Below are 19,029 nucleotides of genomic sequence, written 5' to 3'. Positions count from 1 at the left end.
ACCGGAGGATTTATCGTGAGTATGAACGTTTATTTTGTCGCAACACCGTCCCAGGACGCATGGATTGATTTCACCCTGGCGGTGACCGAGGTGTTCTGGCTGTTGCCGGAAGAGGCCCGGCCAGAAGGTATCACGGAAGCCGGTCAGCTGTTTGATGGCATGATCTTCGAAACGGCTGGCTTACGTGTATCACCGGGAGCAGAGGAAAATATCCCGATGCAACCGGTGCCTTACGTCAAAGAACGTGTGGGGTTCTTTCAGCACCCTGATTTTTTTCACCGACTGGTTCTGATACTGATTCATAACCTGTGCCCTGGCTCTGTACGGATAGAGCGGAACGACTCCAAACTTTCCAAAAATCCAGGATGGGAGTTACCACTGCTCTGGTTGCGCCACCACCTTAAACGCCCGGAACTTCTTGCTCCGGGTGAAGTGGATGAGGCGGCACTGGCTGATGATTCCATTCTTTACCATTTGGAAGGGTATAGCAGTCATAACGATGATCCCGATGAATTGCTTTGTCGCTGGCGCGTTATTGTCGGCATGGATGAAGTGCTGGCGGTGCGTCTGAATCAGGCGCATTCGGCGGCATAGTCGCGATTTTTAATTCACCCGGCAGGGCCTCCCTGCAGGGGAGCTCTTGTCTGTATACCGAGAGGAGTGACCCATGGGACTTGATATCAACTTTTTCCGTCAGCGTAAGGCTGACTATCCGATGTTGCCGGTAAACGGCGACTGGACACCCGTCGGCGACTGGGTGCCGTGTTCACCAGCGTGGCTGGAGGACTGCGGTGATTGTGCGCAGGCGCCGCGAATATACAACCACAAAATGTGTAACCACTACCATCCGCCGCTGCTGGTTCACACCTGTCATTTTCGCGGGTTTACTGCGTTGATGCATTGGGTGGACAACAGTGTCGGGGATGTCAAAAGCGGTGAGCTGATGGCGTTCGACCGCAACGATGTCCAGATGCTGGATTTGTGTCTGTCGCGGCTGAATGAAGCGAACTGCCATGATGAGTTTCCTTCTGAATCTCGTGACTACGGCGGTATTTACTGGACGCAGGTCGATTTACTGAAGGCGTACGTTAACAACGTTCTTGCCGGTTTTGATTTCAGTCGGGACCATCTTTACTTCCGGGCTTCGTGGTAACACCACCACACTGGCCATAACGTTTCATTTCCCTGGAGGGGCTTTCCCTCCCGGGGAAGTCCGTCTCCGCAACTCAGGAGACTTATCATGTTGCATTTTAACCCTGCAGAACTGCGCGCCGTCGTGGCTGAAGTCCGCGCCAATCAGTGTGCGTTGGTGTTGACCAATGACAACGGCGTCTATCTGATGCCGGCCGTGGGCGAACGAAACGCCACCGGCCGAATCAAGCACCTGGCGTATGCCGACGGGTGTCATCCCGATAAGGATGAAGCCTGGTATGAAACGTCCCGGCAGCTTGCCGGCGGCGCCGATTTTGGCGAGGAGCTGATGCTGAACGAAAGCTGCATTGAGCGAATACTGTCGCAAGGCCATGAGCTCTGGATCCACCTGTTACCCGAAACGGTCTATATGCACGTTGCCACGGTTAACTGGGTGTGTGTCGCCGATTATCGCCGGGTGACCGCGCGCATGCTGCAGCTGGCCGAGGTCCATTACTCGGTCTGCGTCAGCCAGGATGAGTTTAAACACTGGCGTGAGCGGGCCATCAACCTGCTGGCCACGGCCTGTCATACCGATTGCAAACGGGCAAAACCCGCCGATCGGGCTGATTACCTGGCTCTGTTCGAACGGCTGAAACAGCGTGTTGACACAGTGAATCCGAAAGGGGCACTGCGTTACCCCGCGCTCTAACCACTTTTCCTGTCCCCTGGGGCGTATTCTTCGCCGCCAGGGGAGGAATGCGCCTTTTTCATTGAGGAGCATTCCATGAAGAAAACATCACCATCACGCCGGCCGGCAAAAGCCCGTCGCGAACGACCAGACCTGTACCAACAGGTCACGGACAGTATCATCGGCGCCATTGAGCGTGGCACCTTACCCTGGCGCAAGCCCTGGCGGACTGACCGGAACCGGATTTATACCGGGTCTGTTATGCCGCAGAACGGCACGACGGGTTACCACTACAGCGGCGTAAATGTGCTGCTCTTGTGGATAGCTGCGGAAGAGCGCGGTTTTCACTCCAATCGCTGGCTGACTTATAAACAGGCGGAGGCCGTCGGTGGCCATGTACGTGCCGGCGAGACGGCAACCCTGGCTGTGGTATTCAAACCCTGGGATAAGCAGGTGGAGGATGCTGATGGCCGGCAGCTGTTTGACGAAGAGGGAAAACCGCTGAAAACGCGAATACCCATGCTGAAGCCGCTGTACCTGTTTAACGTTGCCCAATGCGACAACCTCCCCGAGATCGTTGTCGGCGTTATGCCGGCAACCGAGACGGATGAGGGTGATGCGTCGGTTGATGCGAAAACGCAGGCTCAGGTTAACACCCTCGTTGAGGCCTGCGGTGTTCGGGTTGAACAGGCCTACCAGGACAGGGCGTTTTACTCCCCGCTCCGGGACCAGATTGTCCTGCCACAGGCTCAGCAATTTCGGACTGAGGCGGATTACTGGTCAACGTTGTTACATGAACTGGTGCACAGCACCGGCCATGCTAAACGGCTTAACCGGGAAGGGATCACGTCTTCTTCCCGGCGGTTCGGCGACCCGGTGTACGCGTTCGAGGAACTGGTGGCGGAGCTGGGCAGTGCTTTTATGTGCGCGCAGCTTGGCGTCTTTGGTGACATCCAGCACGACAGCTACCTTGAGCACTGGCTCAAGGTATTACGTGAAGATAAACGCGCGCTGTTTCGTGCGGCCAAACAGGCCCGTGAGGCGTCAGAATTTTTGCTGAAGCCCCTGGCGAACCCGGTGACAAACGATCCAGCCGTTGCGGCATGAGGAGTCTGGTGATGACGATTGAACAACGTTACTGGCAGACCATTGCCGGCAGGTTACTGGCCAAATATTTTGGCCTGGCGTTAAACGATACCGATCTGTGTGAAGCGGAGTGCGTGATGGCTTTACAGGAAGCGGGAGTGCGGCCGTTTGAGGCGATCAACAACCTGGTGGATAAATACCACCTGGTACGCCTTGGCGCCAATCCCTTTACCTCATCATCACCGTATCTGCGCCAGGTGGAAGAGCTGGGCGTGATCGGTGAAACAGAACAGGAGATAACCGATGACTAAAGCCACCAATAAGGGGCTGCAGATAACCGTTGACCCTGAGATTGCCCGCGAGCTGGCCTACATGCTGAAGCTTCAGCAGACCTGTGGCGCCGTTCAGCTTGAGAATGTCGAGGGCCTGATCCATTACATTCTGGCGAGTATCGCCGATGGTAGCCGACGTCCGGGCTCGTGGGAGCGCGGAATATTGGTACAGCTGGGATTGGTCGCTAATGGCGACGAACATCAGGTATACCGGGCTCACTACGGCGAGCAAGACCACGAAGCGTAGTATCCGTGTCCTGACCATCATGAGGTAACACCTAACCCAACGGGGGAGACTTTCCCCCGCTGGGGAAAGCTCCCTCTTTTTCTTGTAAGAAGAGGAGAACGACCATGTCGAACTGGTGCAATAACCGTTTAGTTATCACGGGCCAATCCGTTTTTGTGGATGAACTGCAGCAATGGGCCAATGGCCATGTTGTTCCTGACTACCGTCATGCTGTTCAACAAAGCTGCCGGCTGTTCCTGGCCGGGTGTGCCGGCATACTGAAGCCGGCGACGACAAAACCCGGTGTTTATGTGCCTTACCCGGGACTGTTAACGCAGCCGGGGATTGCATCGCCTCAGAATCTGGCCTTTGAACACTGGTTCGGGTTGCTGAAGGCGGATGTACCGTTAACGGGTGAGAACATTCGCCTGATAGAGCGACTCTACCGCCAGTCGGGTATCGATGCGGTGAAATGGGAGAATATCCCCAACGTCGCGAAGGCGTGTATGGCGGATGTACTGTCGCGCCAATATGCGGACTGGTTCGGACTGGTGGGGGTGAGCCCTGACATCGATGCTGGCATCTGCTGGGAACGTTTGGGCGTGATGCCTGAGTATACCGCGCCATGCGATATGCTGATGTTGATCCCGACGCGACTGGCAACTGAACTGAATGGCTCAGGCGGGCTGCTGCGTGATGTGCCGACCACCACTGATCTCTATGGTCGGCAATACGGCGTCGAGTGGCCGGCTGGCCATAATGTCGGTTGCGTACGTGATGGCATCAATACGTTGACGGTACACTTCGATTCTCCGTGGTACCCGCCGGCCGGTGAGGTTATCGGGAGAGTGTCTGAGTTGTTTAGCTGCCAGGTGGAACATACCTGGTATATGCCTGATGCGGAACGCAGCGGCTACGATCGCTACGACCGCGGCGAGCATGTCGACGGTGGACGAATAGCGGCTGGGGTTGAGGAAGGTGAGGTGATCCACCTGACCTACGCCGACAAGGATTCTATTCCCTTGTCACCGAATGCAGCAGCCGGCTAATCACCGTTTTTTGCTGAAGCACTAACCTATGACCACCGGTATCCCGGTGGTCTTTTTTTTCCCGTGGGGGAGTTCTCCCACGGCGGGTGAACTCCCTTTGTTAATGGAGTTCACCATGCTGACGTTTACTGAAGCACAAAACCAATTCATCGGCCTCTTTGGCCAAACGGCACGCTACCATCACCGGTACAAGGTCTTTTCTGACTTTGTTCAGTGCGGCGCGATAGCAATACACAACCGCTTTTGTCCGGACGACGCGCTGGAGAAGCAGTACATGTCGCTCATCAAAGGGTATGAACGTGAGGATGTCGAACGCCTGGCGCACTTACTTGCTCTGGTACGAATAGCACTGGCCGCTAAACCTTGTGATTTTTTGGGTATGGCTTTCATGAGTCTGGAGCTTGGTGATAAACATCGTGGGCAGTTTTTTACACCCTGGAGTGTGGCATCCATGATGGCCAAACTGCAATTCACCGGACTGGAGCAACGGTTGTTGACTCAACCGTTCGTGACGATCAGTGAGCCTGCGTGTGGTGCCGGCGCCATGATGATCGCCGCTGCGGCCGAGATTCAGGCGTTGGGGTACATGCCTTCACAGCATATGTGGGTTTCCTGCGTTGATATCGATGTGGTAGCGATGTCGATGGCATATATTCAGTTGTCTTCGCTTGGCATTCCTGGAGAAGTTGTGTTGGGGAATGCACTGGCAGATGAACGGCGATTGGTGATGTGTACCCCGATGCATTGGTTAGAACAATGGCCACTTCGATTACAGACGCTTAGAGAGTTTAAAGCGATTCGTTGACAACAATCGCCCCTGACTGGGGCGATTTTTTCGTATTAATTACGGGATGTATTTTATAAGTCCATGTTCCTGGCCAGAACTGACTCTATGGCTTTTTTGATGTCATTCAATCTAACTGGCTTGGTTAAGATCTCAACATCTTTAATGGGGCTTTCGCTCGTATATGCACTGATGAATATGAATGGCGTGCTTTTATTTGGTCCTTTATTCTCTTTGACTCTTTTATATAAATCATCACCTGTCATTATAGGCATCTGCAGATCGCTCAAAACAAGATCGAAGGATTTCCTATATAACTTCTCCAAAGCCCGTTCTGGGGAGGTCGTATACTCGACTGTAAACTCATGCTGAAGAATTGACACCAATGATTCACAGGCCATTTCATTATCATCGATAATTAACACCCTGATCCCTTTGGCTGAAAAAGTGATATTATCCATATCGGTGGGAATGACCGTTTCTTCATGTTTTGAAAACTCAATGGGTAATGAAACGGTGAATGTGCTCCCTTTGCCCACCTCACTTTCAACATCAATAGTCCCGTTCATGGCTTTAACAACACCGTGGACAATGGCCAATCCCATACCAAAGCCTGGAACTTTGTTATCGCCGCCAACCCTGATGAACGGGAAGAAGATTGTATCAATTTTATCTTTCGGAATACCCCGACCCGTGTCTCTTACCATAATGACCAGTCTGGACTTGTCGCGGATGACTGCGCTTATCTGTACATTTCCATTCTCAGTATACTTTATAGCATTGGTGACAATGTTCTCTATGATTTGCATAATCCTGGAAGGATCGCTTTTTACATATATATTTTCAATTCCATCTATGCTTACATTGATGTTTTTCTTGTTCAAAATAGTGATACTTTGCTCAACAGTATCATGCACGAGCTTATGTAAGTTGAATGATGAGATTTTTATTTCAACATTGCCATTGTCAACTTTGGCAAACTCTGCGAGGTCTTTCATTTGACGTTCCATTTTCATGGCGGCATTCTCTAATCGCTCAAAGTGAGAGAATGCTACGACGTCTTTTTGTTGGGTGATCACCTCCACCGATGAGATTATTGCCTGAAGTGAAGTTCTCAATTCGTGACCTAATACACCAAGGAATGCATTCTTGTTGTTAAATGATTTCTTCTCGGACTCCAGCTGCTTGTTAATGGATTTTACCTGCCGATATGAAACGAAAAGCATCAATGAAAAAATAACGTACAGGATGGCAATGGGAAACCGCATCGAGTTGGCTTTGTTAATATAATCCTGCTGTATAATGTCTCTTTGCCTGACTTCAGCATGGTCCGAGATAACGATGAGCTCTTTGTTGTCCAGACCTATTAACTCAATGATTTCAAGCAGGTTCGAGTAGTTCGTGTTTTTCTTTTTTAATTCGATATCGATTTTCTCAAGATTTGAATGTATTTGTTCAACCGTTCTAGCATAACCAGCTTCGTCATATAAATATCTGGTCGATATACTTTTATGGAGCAGTACATTAGAGCTTGAGAAAAGAATATCCAATTCTTTTTGCAACTCGTCTTTGTCATCGATCCCTAGCCGTAACTGGTGTTCAATTTTGGCATTGAATCCAGCCAGTCGGATAGCAAACTTTGCAATTGCCCAGGCATAGTTTTCTTGTGGACCCGCTGAGTTAATATTATGGCGCGTGGAAAAGTATTGCTCATACATCCACACAAATCCACCTGTTAGTACCAGGAAAACCAATAAGTACTGAATGATGAGCTTTTTTAGTTTCATTTATCTAGTACCGTTATGCCGCTTACCTGCCAGATATGACGAGCTTGATAAACGGGCGTATTGAGTTTACCGTAAAACTTGTCCATCGGGTAAATGACGAAGTACGGGCCAAAGTCTCTAACTTTCAATGGTTTTCCATCCATTTTGTTTGCCAGCAGCATATCGAATTCTTCGACGTCAGAGACCGGAATGTCAACCCAGTAATCATTTAATGCCCTCATTCTTAAAGTTTTCCCACGTGCGCCGACCACATTTAACAAATCTTTGAACTTTACTCCTTCGAAATCCACGACGTGACCCAACTCAGTCCAGGATGTTGTTGTTTTTATGTGGTATTTTTCCAGTGTGTTAAATTCCGCCGCTGTCAAAATGTATCCTGCTCCATAATTTCTGTGGGTTATATCTCCGTCAATATAGATATCTCCTGTTTTCGAGAAAGAAGGGAGGGAAATGAATAAAGTAACTAAGCAGAATATTCCCGATAACATCAATTTACGCATAATAAACCTCAAACTCCTTATTGATTAAGTCAAGTAAGCGTACATTTTCACTGTTATGAACGCCCTCTGTTTCATTATTTCCTATGTAAATGGATTCGCAGTTTTTATAGTATAAGCTACGAAGCTCAGGTTTCACTGTGGTGAATATACACGTGGTGGGCGTGTTAAATCCTGCGCCAATGTGTAAGGCTGCTGAGTCACATGTGTAAAGATGCTTCGCATTTTTAATGATGGAGGCAAAGGAAACGGTGTTTTTTGACAATCCTGTGATATTCGTATAGTTTTCATGGCTGATTTCACTGAAACCAAGTACTTTAACTCTGAACCTTCCACTCAGATAAGAGATGATGTTCCTGTGGTATCGCGTGGGGATGCTTCTTATCTTTGTGCTTGCATATGGGCAGAAGAGTACATACTCACCCAGGTTCAGATCTTCAATGGGCGAGTACCTTAGCCAGGCATTACTTTTTAATGAGGTTGAAACCTGGCTGTGCTCGACACCCAGATTCCTTAAAAAGAAATCGTGCATCTCCAATGTGTCAAAACCTTTCCAGTACAACTGATTTCCTATATCTATAACGAGGTCTGCGTCTGAAAAACTGGTAATGTCAAACGGCATATAGGAAATATCATCTATAATATGCTTCGCGAGCGTATAAATTTCATTTACATAGTCAGGACAATTTTCGGGGCGAATGACTCTGATTGCAATTCTTGGATTGATTTTCTTTATTGCATGTAGGGCAGATATTCCAACAACTGAGTCACCTAGCGTTACGCCTAACCCATTGATGACAGTCAGGCTTTTGACCTTTGAATAGTCTACGGAAACTTCATTGATTGAGTTATTGAAAATCGCAGGGTTGTTCAGTGGGGAAAGATCACCACAGGGGCTTTCTTTACTCACTCCATAAGGCGATACGATGTATCTTCCGTCCAGCAATAGACTGCCTGTATACGTCAACAAATAATCATCCATAATCATTCACTCAGGGAAATGTTTATCCACCAATGACTTTATTACACTGGCTTTTATCGGTTTTTCGTGAGGGCCAGTGATATCATAATCATTTATTGCGCTGGCGATCTCACTATCTACAATTCCAGGCAGTTGCCCGGTAAGAACCAGTATCATAGCGTTATTATTCTCTGTCTTCCTTATCTCTTTTATCGTATTGAAAGCGGTTTTTTCCCCAACGACCCAATCCAGGATGTATGCATCATAAGGGGTGTTTATCAGACGTTCTTCTAATGACTCAATGTCATAAAATGCATCAACAAGATATTCATTATTGGCAATTATTTCTTTGAGACTGTCTACGATGTTTTTGTCATCATCAAGAATTGCGATTCGGTGTTTTTTTAGACTCTGCTTTTGAGGGTAGAGTTGAATTATATCAATGTTGCGCTTCGACTCAAACAATACATCGTCCTTTATATCGTTAGTGTGAAAAACAACCCATTCATCGTTGATTTTCACGGCTGAGTATTCAGTTGCATCATTGGTTTTTACTTCGGATAAATATATTTTGCATTTAACATGGGTCTTGCCATCATTCCAGACGGCATCATGCACTTCATTTATTGAATAATTATAGATGTCGAAGAAGTCACTCGTTGTCATACCGATAGAGTCAACTACTTTAACCAGTTGCGATACCTCCCAGTTTGATGCGCCGCTCATCTTTTTCTGTGCTGCAGCTATGGTGATCTCCAGAACGCGACTGGTGTGGCTAATATGCTTTTGTTTTGGAATGCCTTTCATCGTCATCGCTTTGGCAATGACTTCCCCCAGGGCAGTTTTATTGTTGATTGCCATCTCCCACCTTCAGCCTGTTTCGGTTTAAAAAACAGCCATCATTGTACACTCAAAGTTGTTTTTTTCAATAAAGTTGCACTCTGCAATGTCTCAAAATGATTTAAATAATCGCCATAGTGTCATTTGTATTGACAGCGAGTCACATTGGTTGTTAAAAAGAAGTCTGAGTGTGGAGGCTCGCGGTGCTTAACTGAGGCTTCTAAGCGTTATGTTCATCTCCTTTTGGAAGAGCATAACGCTCAGGTGATGCTATAGCGCACAACACCAGAGAAAGCGCCCACTCAGAGTTTGGGGAAATAACCAAACGATGCGGAGGGATGCGCAAAAATCATGAGGGTGGACTTTTCATTTGTAGATGCATTTTGTGAATCGTCGGAACGCCCCGTAATAAAATCACCTGATATTTGTTGTTCTTGGCACCAGGGAAACCTGATAAAAACACAATAAAACAATAGATTGTTAGCTTTGGGGTTGCCTTCGGAGGTATAGGCTTCCCCACTGTTTTTGCCCTAAGAGACTCCAGCAATGAGGGGTTGATAACTGTCTATCAACCTGAAAACGGCTGACTGCGGGAATCTATTTCTTTCGGGAAAAGGTTTTTCTGTGGTGCTGGCTGTACTGACCTGCGCAGGATAAGCGCCGGTCAAGTTTTACGGAGTGCTGCTTATGTCTTATTGTGATACACCTGAACAGGCCGCCATCATTGGTTGGTCCGGCCATCGCCTGGTGGTCAGGGCGTTTGCCGGCACCGGTAAAACGTCTACATTGGTCCGTTTTGCCCAGGCAAACCCGGATTGCAGGATGCTTTATCTTGCCTATAACCGTGCAGTCAGGGATGAGGCCGAGCAAAAATTCCCTTTTAATGTCGAATGCAAGACGTCGCATCAGCTGGCTTGGCCTAACTTCGGGCGCCATTATCAGCGGCGGTTGACAGCTAACCTGCGGATCACTGACGTTGCTCGCCAACTCAATACCCGCTATTGGCCGCTGGCACGCACATCTATCACGACCTTTAACACTTTCCTCTGCAGTGGGGATGGCGAATTGGGTTTGCAACACTTGCCTGATGAAGACTCACGCAGTGGTTTGTCGCCCGATAAAATCCTGGCAGCGGCGCAATTGCTTTGGCGCGAGTCTGCACGCCAGGATGGTACTTTCCCTGTCACCCATGACGTTTACCTCAAGCTGTATCAGCTCTCTCAGCCCGACCTTTCCAAACGCTGGCAGACGCTCCTGTTTGACGAGGGGCAAGACGCGAATCCGGTGACGCAGTCACTGGTACTGGCGCAGAGCTGTGATGTGGTGTTGGTCGGCGACCGGCATCAACAAATCTACCGATTCCGAGGCGCGGAAAATGCCCTCGATGCTCCTGAGTTGGCCGATGCGGACCAACTTTACCTGACGCACAGTTTCCGTTTTGGACCTGCCGTGGCCCAGGTGGCCAATATGCTGCTGGCCCGGCAAGGCGAAACGATGTCTGTGGTCGGGGAGGGGGGAAACGACAGGGTTGTAGGGCGCATACCTGATGACGTGAAGGGGCAGCCTGTTGCCATATTGAGCCGAACGGTAGCGGGGGTCATCGGCGCTGCGCTGGATGCCAGCCTGGCCGGCAAGAAAGTGTACTGGGTTGGGGGTATCAGCGGCTATAAAACGGAAGAACTGGAAGATCTGTACTGGTTCTCGGCTGACATGCCTGAGCGGATGCAATCTCCGCTGCTGGCGCGAGAATACCGCAACTTTGAGGAGTTTGAGTCGGTTGCCAGAGCAACCCGGGATGTTGAAATGAACCAAGGCCTGCGGTTACTCGAACAGTACTTCCCGCTGCCACAAAAGCTGCAGGTGATGCGCGAGCATGCAGTGACTGATGAACGCCAGGCTCAGGTAACCGTTTCGACGGCGCATCGAAGCAAAGGGCTGGAGTGGCCTGTGGTGGTGTTGAATCATGATTTTGCCGATATCACAGATCCTCTGATGGCCGACAGCGAACGTACCGATGAAACCAACCTGCTGTATGTCGCTGTGACCCGGGCCCGGCAAACGCTGGTACTGAATGAATTGCTCCAGGTGTTAATGGACAACGAGGGTAATGATATCGCCGGAGACCTGGCATGCTGAAGGCTATCAAAGAACTGCTGGTTGGAACCCGGGTTATGTCGGCAAATCCAACGGCAAGCATTTCAGCCTCTCAATGTCCTGTAGGTTATTTTATGCCGGCATCCGCAGAGCAGCTTTTGAGCACGGCCTCTCGTCAGCAGTGTTTACAGCAGCTGTGGGAGAACAGCGCACTGCCCAAAGATCTTTATGAACATTTCTATCTGCAACCCTTGAAGCAGCTTGTTACGCTGATGCAGGTACTTCCGGCCGCGCCTCAGGGGGAGTATGCCAGGGAAGGAGGGCTAGTCGATGTTACCCTGCAGACGACGACGTATGCGGTTCGACTGGCCAAAGGGCACATGTTGCCCCCAGGGGCCGCGCCCGAAGAACAATCCGCCCAGAATGTGCAGTGGAATGTCGTGGTGTTTTATGCTGCGCTATGGCACTACCTGCCGCTGTTGACTCAGCTGCAGGGCGAGTTCCAAAGTGGTCGCGCCTGGTTACCTGGTTTGACGGTGCCGGGTGAACCTTACCGTTTTCGCTTCAGAGCCACTCCGTTAGCTCCGACTCTGGCCAGCAGTCAGAGTGCAATGATTGCGGCACGACTGCTGCCTGAAGAACTTATTGAATGGTTGTCAACACTACCAGCGGCGATACATTCGTTGATGACGATAGCGTCCAGGCAACCGAGCACATTACCTGCAATTGACGACATTACTCTGGAGGCGGCCAAACTGGCGCGTGGCGATGGTTTGGCCGTATCGCTTTTGCCGATATCCAACTCCGACACATTGGCAATAACCTTACCGTCAGTGGCGCCGGCGACAGAAAGTATCACCTCTTCAGTACCCGAGACTGATTTGCAAAGCGCAGTCAGCAGTATCCGTCCCCCTCTCGCTCAGGAGCAAGTGCCAGCAGAGACATTAGATCAGCCCAACGAAAATGCACCGTTAGTCACGGAAGTGTTACTTAGCTCGGCACTGGATGCGCCGGTCAACGATAAGCCTTTGGATGAGATGGCCCTGGCACCAGAAACGGTGGCTGGTGTAGAAGAAGATATGCAGGCTCTGTTGTCTTTAATGGCGGTTGAGATGTCTGCTCCGGGGAACCGGTCTGAACAGGAGCTCGGGGACGCCCCTCACGAAGATGAAGGCCCACTGCTTGCCGCTAATCCTGCGCTTACTGCTGAAGTGACTCAGGCAGTTGAAGCTGCAGAACTAAACCAGGAGTCAGACACCATTGATGATATCGCTTCGGAAGCGGCATTTTCAACTCCCGAATTTTGTGTCCCTCAAACTACAGATCTCGCTTCTTCGCAATCACAGAAACTGAGTATTGAAGGCGATGAGGGGATAACTCGCGGGGAAGTCTTTTGGCGTTGGTTAGTCGATGGGCTCAATTCTAATCAGATCCTCATCAATACTGTAGAGGCGAGGGTTCATCTTGTTTCTGGTTTTGTTTTTATCACTGTGCCTGGAATTTTTTATCTGTATTTGAAGCAGTTTGGTTTGGATGGTTCTAAACGAGAGGCTCTCCAGGAGGATTTTGAACGTCTGGATATACATCGACGAATAAAGGGTAAGCGATTTTATTTTGCTCACCTGTATGAAACATCAGAACATACAGGGGCATTTAAACGAACCAAAGGTTACCTCGTTAAAGCAAGTTTGCTCTATCGAGGGGGGAACTTACCTGACGACAGTCCGGTGCTGGTGATCCCTTAACAGGGATTAATCGTGTCTTGCGGTCATATTAAGTTCGCAGGACTTCTATTTATGCTAGGGAGATATCATGCATATACCACGTGTAATGGATTGGGAAACTTTGCTCGAAGAGTATTTTTTCTCAAAGGCGTTACGTCCAGAAACTGAAAAAAGTTATCGTCGCGTAGTCGCCGTTTTCAGGAAATTTATTGGATATGACACGTTACCGGATGAAGTTACGAACCGAGAGCTGATTTTGTGGCGTAGAGATATGCTGGGAAGGGGGATTACCACGAGTACCTGGAATAATAAGGCTCGCCATTTGCGTGCGATTTACAATCAGGGAATAAAGAAAAAATGGTTAAATATAGAGGAGAACCCCTTAAACGAAACGCAAGTACCACCGGGTAGTAAGCGTAAAAAAATATTGAATCGTGATCAGTTGGTCAGGATTAATCTGGTGTTAGAGCAATTTGAAGAGCGCGAAAAACGTCAAGTGGGCAAAAGCCGCTCATGTGCTCTCTTTCCTGTTTGGTATTGGCGGACAGTTATCGATATTTTGCGTTCGACGGGGATGAGACAAAACCAGTTATTGCATATACGACTGATGGACGTTGATCTTGAGGCAAACTCGATGTTGCTGTGTAAAGAAGGGAGTAAAACGCATCGCGAGTGGTTAGTTCCTATCGTCACTTTTGTCCGGGACCGCATGCGAATACTTGTTGAGCGCGCAATAGAACAGGGGGCCGAACCAGCAGATTACCTGTTCGATGTGGCGCGATTCTTGGCGCCATTGGGTGAGGTTGACTCCGAGCCGGCAATACAACCTGTTCGCTCGTTTTTCACCAGACTAACAAAAGAGTGTGGTTTTAAGGTTAGCCCACATCGGTTCAGGCATACCCTGGCGACTGAGATGATGAAGTCACCTGATCGTAATTTGGCAATGGTTAAAGGTCTGCTGGGACACCGGAGTGTCAGTACAACGATGGAGTATGTTGAGCTGGATTTGAAGATTACAGGTCAAGCACTTGAGAATGAATTGTCACTGTATATGGATGTCGCGCCCAACGGTAAAGAAGGGCGCAGACACGCCTTGACATAACTTTAACAAGCTGTAAAAATCACCAGTGATCGAGAAAAGGACGCCTGTGCAGGCACACAGGCATCCCTTTTGAGAGGAACCTAGTTATTAACATCGAGTGTGCAAATTCGAAAAACACTGCGATATCAACCTGCTAGTTCCTTTGTTCCGCCCGTTAAAGGGATTACCTCTAACCAGCGTGCTTTCATGCAGAATTAGTGGTGCCCGGACTCGGAATCGAACCAAGGACACGGGGATTTTCAATCCCCTGCTCTACCGACTGAGCTATCCGGGCAACGGGCAGCATTAAACCGTATTGGCCGAAAGCCGTCAACGGCTTTATGCGTGAAATACGCGAAAATGCCTCCGGTTGCTGGCTTTTCAGGCAAAGGGCGCAAAAAATGCGCCTGTTGGGGCTATCGCCTCGGGTTGGTGGCGCTGCCAACCCTGCCGATTCAGCTCAACGCCCCGTTGCGGCGGCACTGCGCCACCTGCAAGATGTCTTCCGCCAGCCGTTTGGCGACCGATACGTCCTGGAGCTGGCGTTTTACCAGCAGTTTGCTCAGGCAGCCTTCCTGAATCAGCTCCATTTGCTGCGCCACCATGTCGGCGTCGTCGGCATCCATGTCGCGCAGTAGCTCGCGGGTCAGCTCCAGCGAGGTCAGCTTCTGTTGCTCCGCCAGTTGGTGGATCGGGTGATCCGTTTCCGGGAAGAAGCTGCAGGCGGCGATAAACAGGCAGCCGGGGTAGCGGTCTTGCTGCACGTATTCCGCCAGCACGTCATAGCGCGCCAGCAGCTTTTGCTGCGGGCTCAGATTTTCGTCCAGCAGTAGCTGGCGGCGCCAGGTGTCGATCTGTTGGCCGTGGTAGCGCAGGCAGTCGTACAGCAGCGCTTCGCGATCCGGCCAGAACCGTTTGAGATCGCCGGGCTGAACGTCGAGTTTTTCCGCCAGCATCTCTAATGTGGCGGTCGCCAGGCCCTGTTGTTCCAGCAGGCCCAGCGCGGTATCAAGGACGTGTTCACGTTGCACTTGTGCTTCCTCCCATTCGCTTCCGATCTTCAGTGTCAGTTATCACATCACTTTCTGCAAATGCGCGTTGAAGGCTTCCGCCTTCATAAAACCGGTGACCCGCTCGGCCGTCAGCTCGCGGCCTGCCGGATCGAAGAACAGGATCGTCGGCAGCCCCAGCACCTGCAGGTGCTTCAGCAGCGCCGCTTGTTCCGCGCTGTTAGCGGTGACGTCCGCCTGCAGCAGCACCGCGTTGGCCAGGCTCGCCTGCACCGCCGCATCGCTGAAGGTGTATTTCTCGAACTCTTTGCAGGCTACGCACCAGTCGGCGTACAGGTCCAGCATCACCGGTTTGCCCCGCGCCTGTTGCAGCGCGAGATCGAGCTGTTCGACGTTGTTGATGCGGGTAAAGGCCAGATGCGGCTGAGCCGCCTGCTGCGCCTGGTCAGCACCGAAAGCCCAGTCCTGCAGCGGCCGCGCGGCGATCACCGCTGCCGCCAGCAGCAGCAGTTGCAGAGCGCGCGCCCAGCCGCGTGTGCTTCTCAGGCTCAGGGCGAAGGCCCAGCCGAAGAACGCCAGGCCGAGCAGGCTCCACAGGCGCAGTCCCCACAGGTCGCCGATCACCCGCTCCAGCAGGAACACCGGCAGCGCCAGAATGACGAAGCCGAAGGCCTCTTTCACGTACTGCATCCACGGGCCGCTGCGCGGCAGCAGGCGGTTGCCGAACAGGGTGACGATCACCAGCGGAATGCCCATCCCCAGCGCGTACAGGTACAGCGTGCCGCCGCCGGCCCACAGATTGCCGCTCTGGGCGATATACAGCAGGATGGCGCTGAGCGGCGCGGTGGTGCAGGGGGAACAGATCAGCCCGGCCAGAGCGCCCATCAGGAACACGCCGGTCAGTGAGCCGCCGCGCTGGGTGTTGCTCCAGCTCGCCAGCCGGGTTTGCAGCGCCGAGGGCAGCTGCAGGGAATAGAGGCCGAACATCGACAGCGCCAGCGCGATGAACAGCGCCGACAGGCCAATCAGCACGTAAGGATGCTGCAGCGCCGCCTGGAACTGCAATCCGGCGGCGGCCACCACCAAGCCCAGCAGGGTGTAGGTGAGCGCCATGCCCTGCACGTAAACCAGCGCCAGCGCCAGAATGCGGCCGCTGCTTTGCGGCCGGTCGCGGCCGAGGATGATGCCGGAGATCAGCGGGTACATCGGCAGTACGCAGGGGGTGAAGGCGATGCCGATGCCGATCAGCAATGCCCACAGCGGCGAGAACGGCAGGCTGGCTGGTGTTGCGGATTGTTCGGCTGGCTCAGAGGCAACCGCCGGGAGCGGCGCGGCTGCGGTGGCGCTGACCGCGTCCAGCGGGATGGTTCGGGTTTCCGGCGGATAGCAGAAGCCGGCTTCGGCGCAGCCCTGATAGGTGACGCTGAGGCTGGCGTTGGCCGCCGCCTGTTGCAGCGGCACCTGCAGATTCAGCTGCTGTTTGAAAATCGCCACTTCGCCGAAGAACTCGTCCTTGTGGCTCAGCCCTTCCGGCAGGGTAAAGGCGCCGAGCGTCGCCTGCTGCGGCACCAGTTTGATCTGCTGGCGATACAGGTAATAGCCGGGGCGGATCTGCCAGTTCAGCGTCACCTGGCCGCCTTGCTGTTTGAAATCGAAGGCGAAGGCCTGATCGACGGGCACGAACTGGCTGCCGCCCTTCGGCGCGAACAGAGAAGCCTGCGCCGCCTGCGGCAGGAAGCACAGGCTGCACAGCAGCAAAATCAGTTTAATGAAGCGTTGATCCATAACAGGTAGTCTTTATCTCCGACCATCACCGGCAAGACCAGCAGCTCAGGCGTCTGGTAAGGGTGATGTTGTTTCAGGGTGTCGAGCAGGGCTTGCTGACGGCGGCGATCGCTTTTGAACAGCATCTGCACTTCGTATTCCTGTTCCAGCTTCCCTTCCCAGTAATACAGCGAGGTGGCGCCGGGCAGCAGCGTGGCGCAGGCCGCCAGCTTATCGCCCAGGACCCGCGCCGCCAGTTCCTGGGCGCTGGCTTCATCGGGTGCGGTACAGAGTATGACGACAGCTTCGCAATCAGACATCTTCAGCCCTCTCATCGGTTCGAATGGGCACTATACCCTGAAGGCGGATTGGCTAGAAGGCGAGTTTATCGCCAGAAAGAAAACCGGGGCCGCAGCCCCGGTCGACGCCTTACAGCATGACGCTGCCGAGCAGGAAGCCGAATACCACCGCGAAAATCACGCCCATGGTGCCGGGAATGAAGAACGGGTGGTTGAACACGAAGCGGCCGATGCGCGTGGTGCCGGTATCGTCCATCTGCACCGCGGCGACCAATGTCGGGTAGGTCGGCAGGATGAACAGGCCGGAAACGGCGGCGAAGGAGGCGACGGCGGTCAGCGGCGACACGTTCAGCGCCAGCGCCATCGGCATCAGCGCCTTGGCGGTGGCGGCCTGCGAGTACAGCAGCGCCGAGCAGAAGAAGAAGATCACCGCCAGCAGCCACGGGTGCGCCTGAATGACGCTGCCGGCCGTCTCTTTGATCCAATCGATGTTGGCCTGGACGAAAGTATCGCCCAGCCAGGCGACGCCGAGGATACAGATACAGGCGCTCATGCCGGCCTTGAAGGTGCTGGAGTTCAGCACCATGTCGGTGTCGACGCGGCACAGCAGGGTGGTCAGCGTGGCGACGCTCAGCATGATGATCAGAATGGCGTTGGTGGTGTTCATCAGCGGCTTGGCCACCAGACCCAGGCCCGGGCTGTTGATGATGGCGTAGGCGACCACGCACAGCACGCCGAGCAGGAACAGCAGCACCGAGGTTTTGGCGCGTGGTTTGATCGCCAGCGCGTTGTTGCCGCGCAGGGTGATTAGGCCTTCTTCCAGGCGTTTCAGGTACACCGGATCGTTAGACAGTTTGGAGTCGAACAGCCAGGTCACCAGCAGCGACATCACCAGCACCGCGCAGAAGGTGGACGGGATCACCACCATCAGCAGGTGCAGGTAGCTGACGCCGTGGCCTTCCATCACCGAAGACATGTACACCACCGCGGCGGAGATCGGCGAGGCGGTGATGGCGATCTGGGCGGAGACCACGGCGGTCGACAGCGGCCGGCAAGGTTTAATGCCCTGTTCTTTCGCCACTTCGGCGATCACCGGCAGCGCCGAGAGCGAGATGTTGCCGGTGCCGGCGAAGATGGTCAGGAAGTAGGTGACGATAGGGGCGAGAATGGTGATATGTTTGGGGTTCTTGCGCAGCAGCTTTTCGGTCTGCTGCACCAGGTAGTCCATCCCCCCGGCGACCTGCATGGCGGAGATCGCCGCGATCACCGCCATGATGATGGAAATCACGTCGAAAGGAATGCTGCCCGGCTTGACGCCGATCAGCGCCAGGACCAGAACGCCCAATCCCCCCGCGAACCCGATACCGATACCGCCCAATCTGGCCCCTAAAAAGATGGCCAGCAGAACGATAACCAATTCTACGGCTAGCATAGTGTTTACTCCTTAAAATGAGATTTCCCGTCATCCTTGAAACTGCATCGGTGTTGGCTGCGAGCGCTCACCCCAGTCACTTACTTGAGTAAGCTCCTGGGGACTTGCGCTCTTGCCGCCTTGATGCAGTCCCAATGATTTAGGGTGTAAATTGAAAATAAAACGTTAAAATTTTGTGGGCGCCTAAAAGTAAAAAGGCACGCTATCCAGAGGATTTAGCGTGCCTTTCAGGGCTACCGGG

19 protein-coding genes and 1 tRNA gene are annotated in these 19,029 nt (G+C 52.3%); 11 read left to right on the top strand and 9 right to left on the bottom strand.

Annotated elements, in window-relative coordinates; all coding sequences use genetic code 11:
• Positions 1–15: 15 nt before the first annotated feature.
• The 8 genes from H7A77_RS08465 (at position 16) to H7A77_RS08430 (ending at position 5,320) form a co-directional block, all read left to right on the top strand.
• A complete protein-coding gene (locus tag H7A77_RS08465; protein WP_182074049.1) occupies positions 16–594 on the top strand; it encodes a hypothetical protein in 579 nt (192 codons plus the stop codon).
• A 73-nt stretch (positions 595–667) separates the two neighbouring features.
• The gene (locus tag H7A77_RS08460) at positions 668–1,153 is read left to right on the top strand and encodes a hypothetical protein (protein WP_182074048.1); all 486 of its coding nucleotides are present in this window, start codon (positions 668–670) and stop codon (positions 1,151–1,153) included.
• Positions 1,154–1,240: 87 nt separating this feature from the next.
• Positions 1,241–1,843, top strand: a complete 603-nt coding sequence (locus H7A77_RS08455; protein ID WP_182074047.1) for a DUF3085 domain-containing protein — start codon at positions 1,241–1,243, stop codon at positions 1,841–1,843.
• A gap of 75 nt (positions 1,844–1,918) precedes the next feature.
• Positions 1,919–2,929 carry an ArdC family protein gene (locus tag H7A77_RS08450; protein ID WP_182074046.1) on the top strand — a complete coding sequence of 337 codons (1,011 nt, stop codon included), beginning with the start codon at positions 1,919–1,921 and terminating at the stop codon, positions 2,927–2,929.
• A gap of 11 nt (positions 2,930–2,940) precedes the next feature.
• Complete coding sequence (locus H7A77_RS08445; RefSeq protein ID WP_049209639.1) at positions 2,941–3,219, top strand: TA system toxin CbtA family protein; 279 nt, start codon at positions 2,941–2,943, stop codon at positions 3,217–3,219.
• Positions 3,212–3,487, top strand: coding sequence for a hypothetical protein (locus tag H7A77_RS08440; protein WP_182074045.1), 276 nt, complete (start codon positions 3,212–3,214; stop codon positions 3,485–3,487). Before H7A77_RS08445 ends, H7A77_RS08440 begins: the two co-directional genes overlap by 8 nt.
• A gap of 104 nt (positions 3,488–3,591) precedes the next feature.
• The gene (locus H7A77_RS08435) at positions 3,592–4,515 is read left to right on the top strand and encodes a DUF1281 domain-containing protein (RefSeq protein ID WP_182074044.1); all 924 of its coding nucleotides are present in this window, start codon (positions 3,592–3,594) and stop codon (positions 4,513–4,515) included.
• A gap of 115 nt (positions 4,516–4,630) precedes the next feature.
• Positions 4,631–5,320 carry an N-6 DNA methylase gene (locus tag H7A77_RS08430; protein ID WP_182074059.1) on the top strand — a complete coding sequence of 230 codons (690 nt, stop codon included), beginning with the start codon at positions 4,631–4,633 and terminating at the stop codon, positions 5,318–5,320.
• 53 nt (positions 5,321–5,373) lie between these two features.
• On the opposite strand, the gene H7A77_RS08425 is transcribed toward H7A77_RS08430, so the two are convergent.
• From H7A77_RS08425 to H7A77_RS08410, 4 genes are read right to left on the bottom strand one after another with little or no spacing between them, the layout of a single operon-like run.
• Positions 5,374–7,086 carry a hybrid sensor histidine kinase/response regulator gene (locus H7A77_RS08425; RefSeq protein WP_182074043.1) on the bottom strand — a complete coding sequence of 571 codons (1,713 nt, stop codon included), beginning with the start codon at positions 7,084–7,086 and terminating at the stop codon, positions 5,374–5,376.
• Complete coding sequence (locus H7A77_RS08420) at positions 7,083–7,586, bottom strand: molybdopterin-dependent oxidoreductase (RefSeq protein ID WP_182074042.1); 504 nt, start codon at positions 7,584–7,586, stop codon at positions 7,083–7,085. Before H7A77_RS08420 ends, H7A77_RS08425 begins: the two co-directional genes overlap by 4 nt.
• The gene (locus H7A77_RS08415; RefSeq protein ID WP_182074041.1) at positions 7,579–8,565 is read right to left on the bottom strand and encodes a glycosyltransferase family 9 protein; all 987 of its coding nucleotides are present in this window, start codon (positions 8,563–8,565) and stop codon (positions 7,579–7,581) included. Before H7A77_RS08415 ends, H7A77_RS08420 begins: the two co-directional genes overlap by 8 nt.
• A gap of 6 nt (positions 8,566–8,571) precedes the next feature.
• Positions 8,572–9,405 (bottom strand): helix-turn-helix domain-containing protein, encoded by an 834-nt coding sequence (locus H7A77_RS08410; RefSeq protein ID WP_143779445.1) that lies wholly within the window; start codon positions 9,403–9,405, stop codon positions 8,572–8,574.
• A gap of 666 nt (positions 9,406–10,071) precedes the next feature.
• On the opposite strand from H7A77_RS08410, the gene H7A77_RS08405 reads away from it, so the two are divergent.
• The 3 genes from H7A77_RS08405 to H7A77_RS08395 all read left to right on the top strand — a co-directional run bounded on the left by H7A77_RS08405 (position 10,072) and on the right by H7A77_RS08395 (position 14,304).
• Positions 10,072–11,520, top strand: a complete 1,449-nt coding sequence (locus H7A77_RS08405; RefSeq protein WP_182074040.1) for a UvrD-helicase domain-containing protein — start codon at positions 10,072–10,074, stop codon at positions 11,518–11,520.
• Positions 11,514–13,223, top strand: a complete 1,710-nt coding sequence (locus H7A77_RS08400) for a TraI domain-containing protein (RefSeq protein WP_182074039.1) — start codon at positions 11,514–11,516, stop codon at positions 13,221–13,223. The genes H7A77_RS08405 and H7A77_RS08400 overlap by 7 nt, the downstream gene beginning before the upstream one ends.
• 67 nt (positions 13,224–13,290) lie before the next feature.
• Positions 13,291–14,304: a site-specific integrase gene (locus H7A77_RS08395; protein WP_147840626.1), complete on the top strand. Its 1,014-nt coding sequence runs from the start codon at positions 13,291–13,293 to the stop codon at positions 14,302–14,304.
• A 198-nt stretch (positions 14,305–14,502) separates the two neighbouring features.
• Here the strand turns inward: H7A77_RS08395 and H7A77_RS08390 are convergent.
• The 5 genes from H7A77_RS08390 to H7A77_RS08370 all read right to left on the bottom strand — a co-directional run bounded on the left by H7A77_RS08390 (position 14,503) and on the right by H7A77_RS08370 (position 18,788).
• Positions 14,503–14,578 (bottom strand) — tRNA-Phe (locus H7A77_RS08390).
• 160 nt (positions 14,579–14,738) lie between these two features.
• Positions 14,739–15,314 (bottom strand): transcriptional regulator, encoded by a 576-nt coding sequence (locus H7A77_RS08385; RefSeq protein ID WP_015376374.1) that lies wholly within the window; start codon positions 15,312–15,314, stop codon positions 14,739–14,741.
• Between the two features lie 42 nt (positions 15,315–15,356).
• Positions 15,357–17,078 (bottom strand): protein-disulfide reductase DsbD, encoded by a 1,722-nt coding sequence (locus tag H7A77_RS08380; protein WP_182074038.1) that lies wholly within the window; start codon positions 17,076–17,078, stop codon positions 15,357–15,359.
• The gene (cutA, locus tag H7A77_RS08375) at positions 17,054–17,377 is read right to left on the bottom strand and encodes a divalent cation tolerance protein CutA (RefSeq protein WP_182074037.1); all 324 of its coding nucleotides are present in this window, start codon (positions 17,375–17,377) and stop codon (positions 17,054–17,056) included. The genes H7A77_RS08380 and cutA overlap by 25 nt, the downstream gene beginning before the upstream one ends.
• Before the next feature lie 109 nt (positions 17,378–17,486).
• The gene (locus H7A77_RS08370) at positions 17,487–18,788 is read right to left on the bottom strand and encodes an anaerobic C4-dicarboxylate transporter (RefSeq protein WP_016929379.1); all 1,302 of its coding nucleotides are present in this window, start codon (positions 18,786–18,788) and stop codon (positions 17,487–17,489) included.
• Between the last annotated feature and the right edge of the window lie 241 nt (positions 18,789–19,029).

Source organism: Serratia sp. ME47 (genome assembly GCF_903970925.1).
In the GTDB taxonomy this organism is placed as follows: Bacteria; Pseudomonadota; Gammaproteobacteria; order Enterobacterales; family Enterobacteriaceae; genus Serratia; species Serratia ureilytica.
The sequence above is the reverse complement of the archived record's forward strand: the minus strand, read 5'-3'. Positions and strand labels throughout refer to the sequence as shown.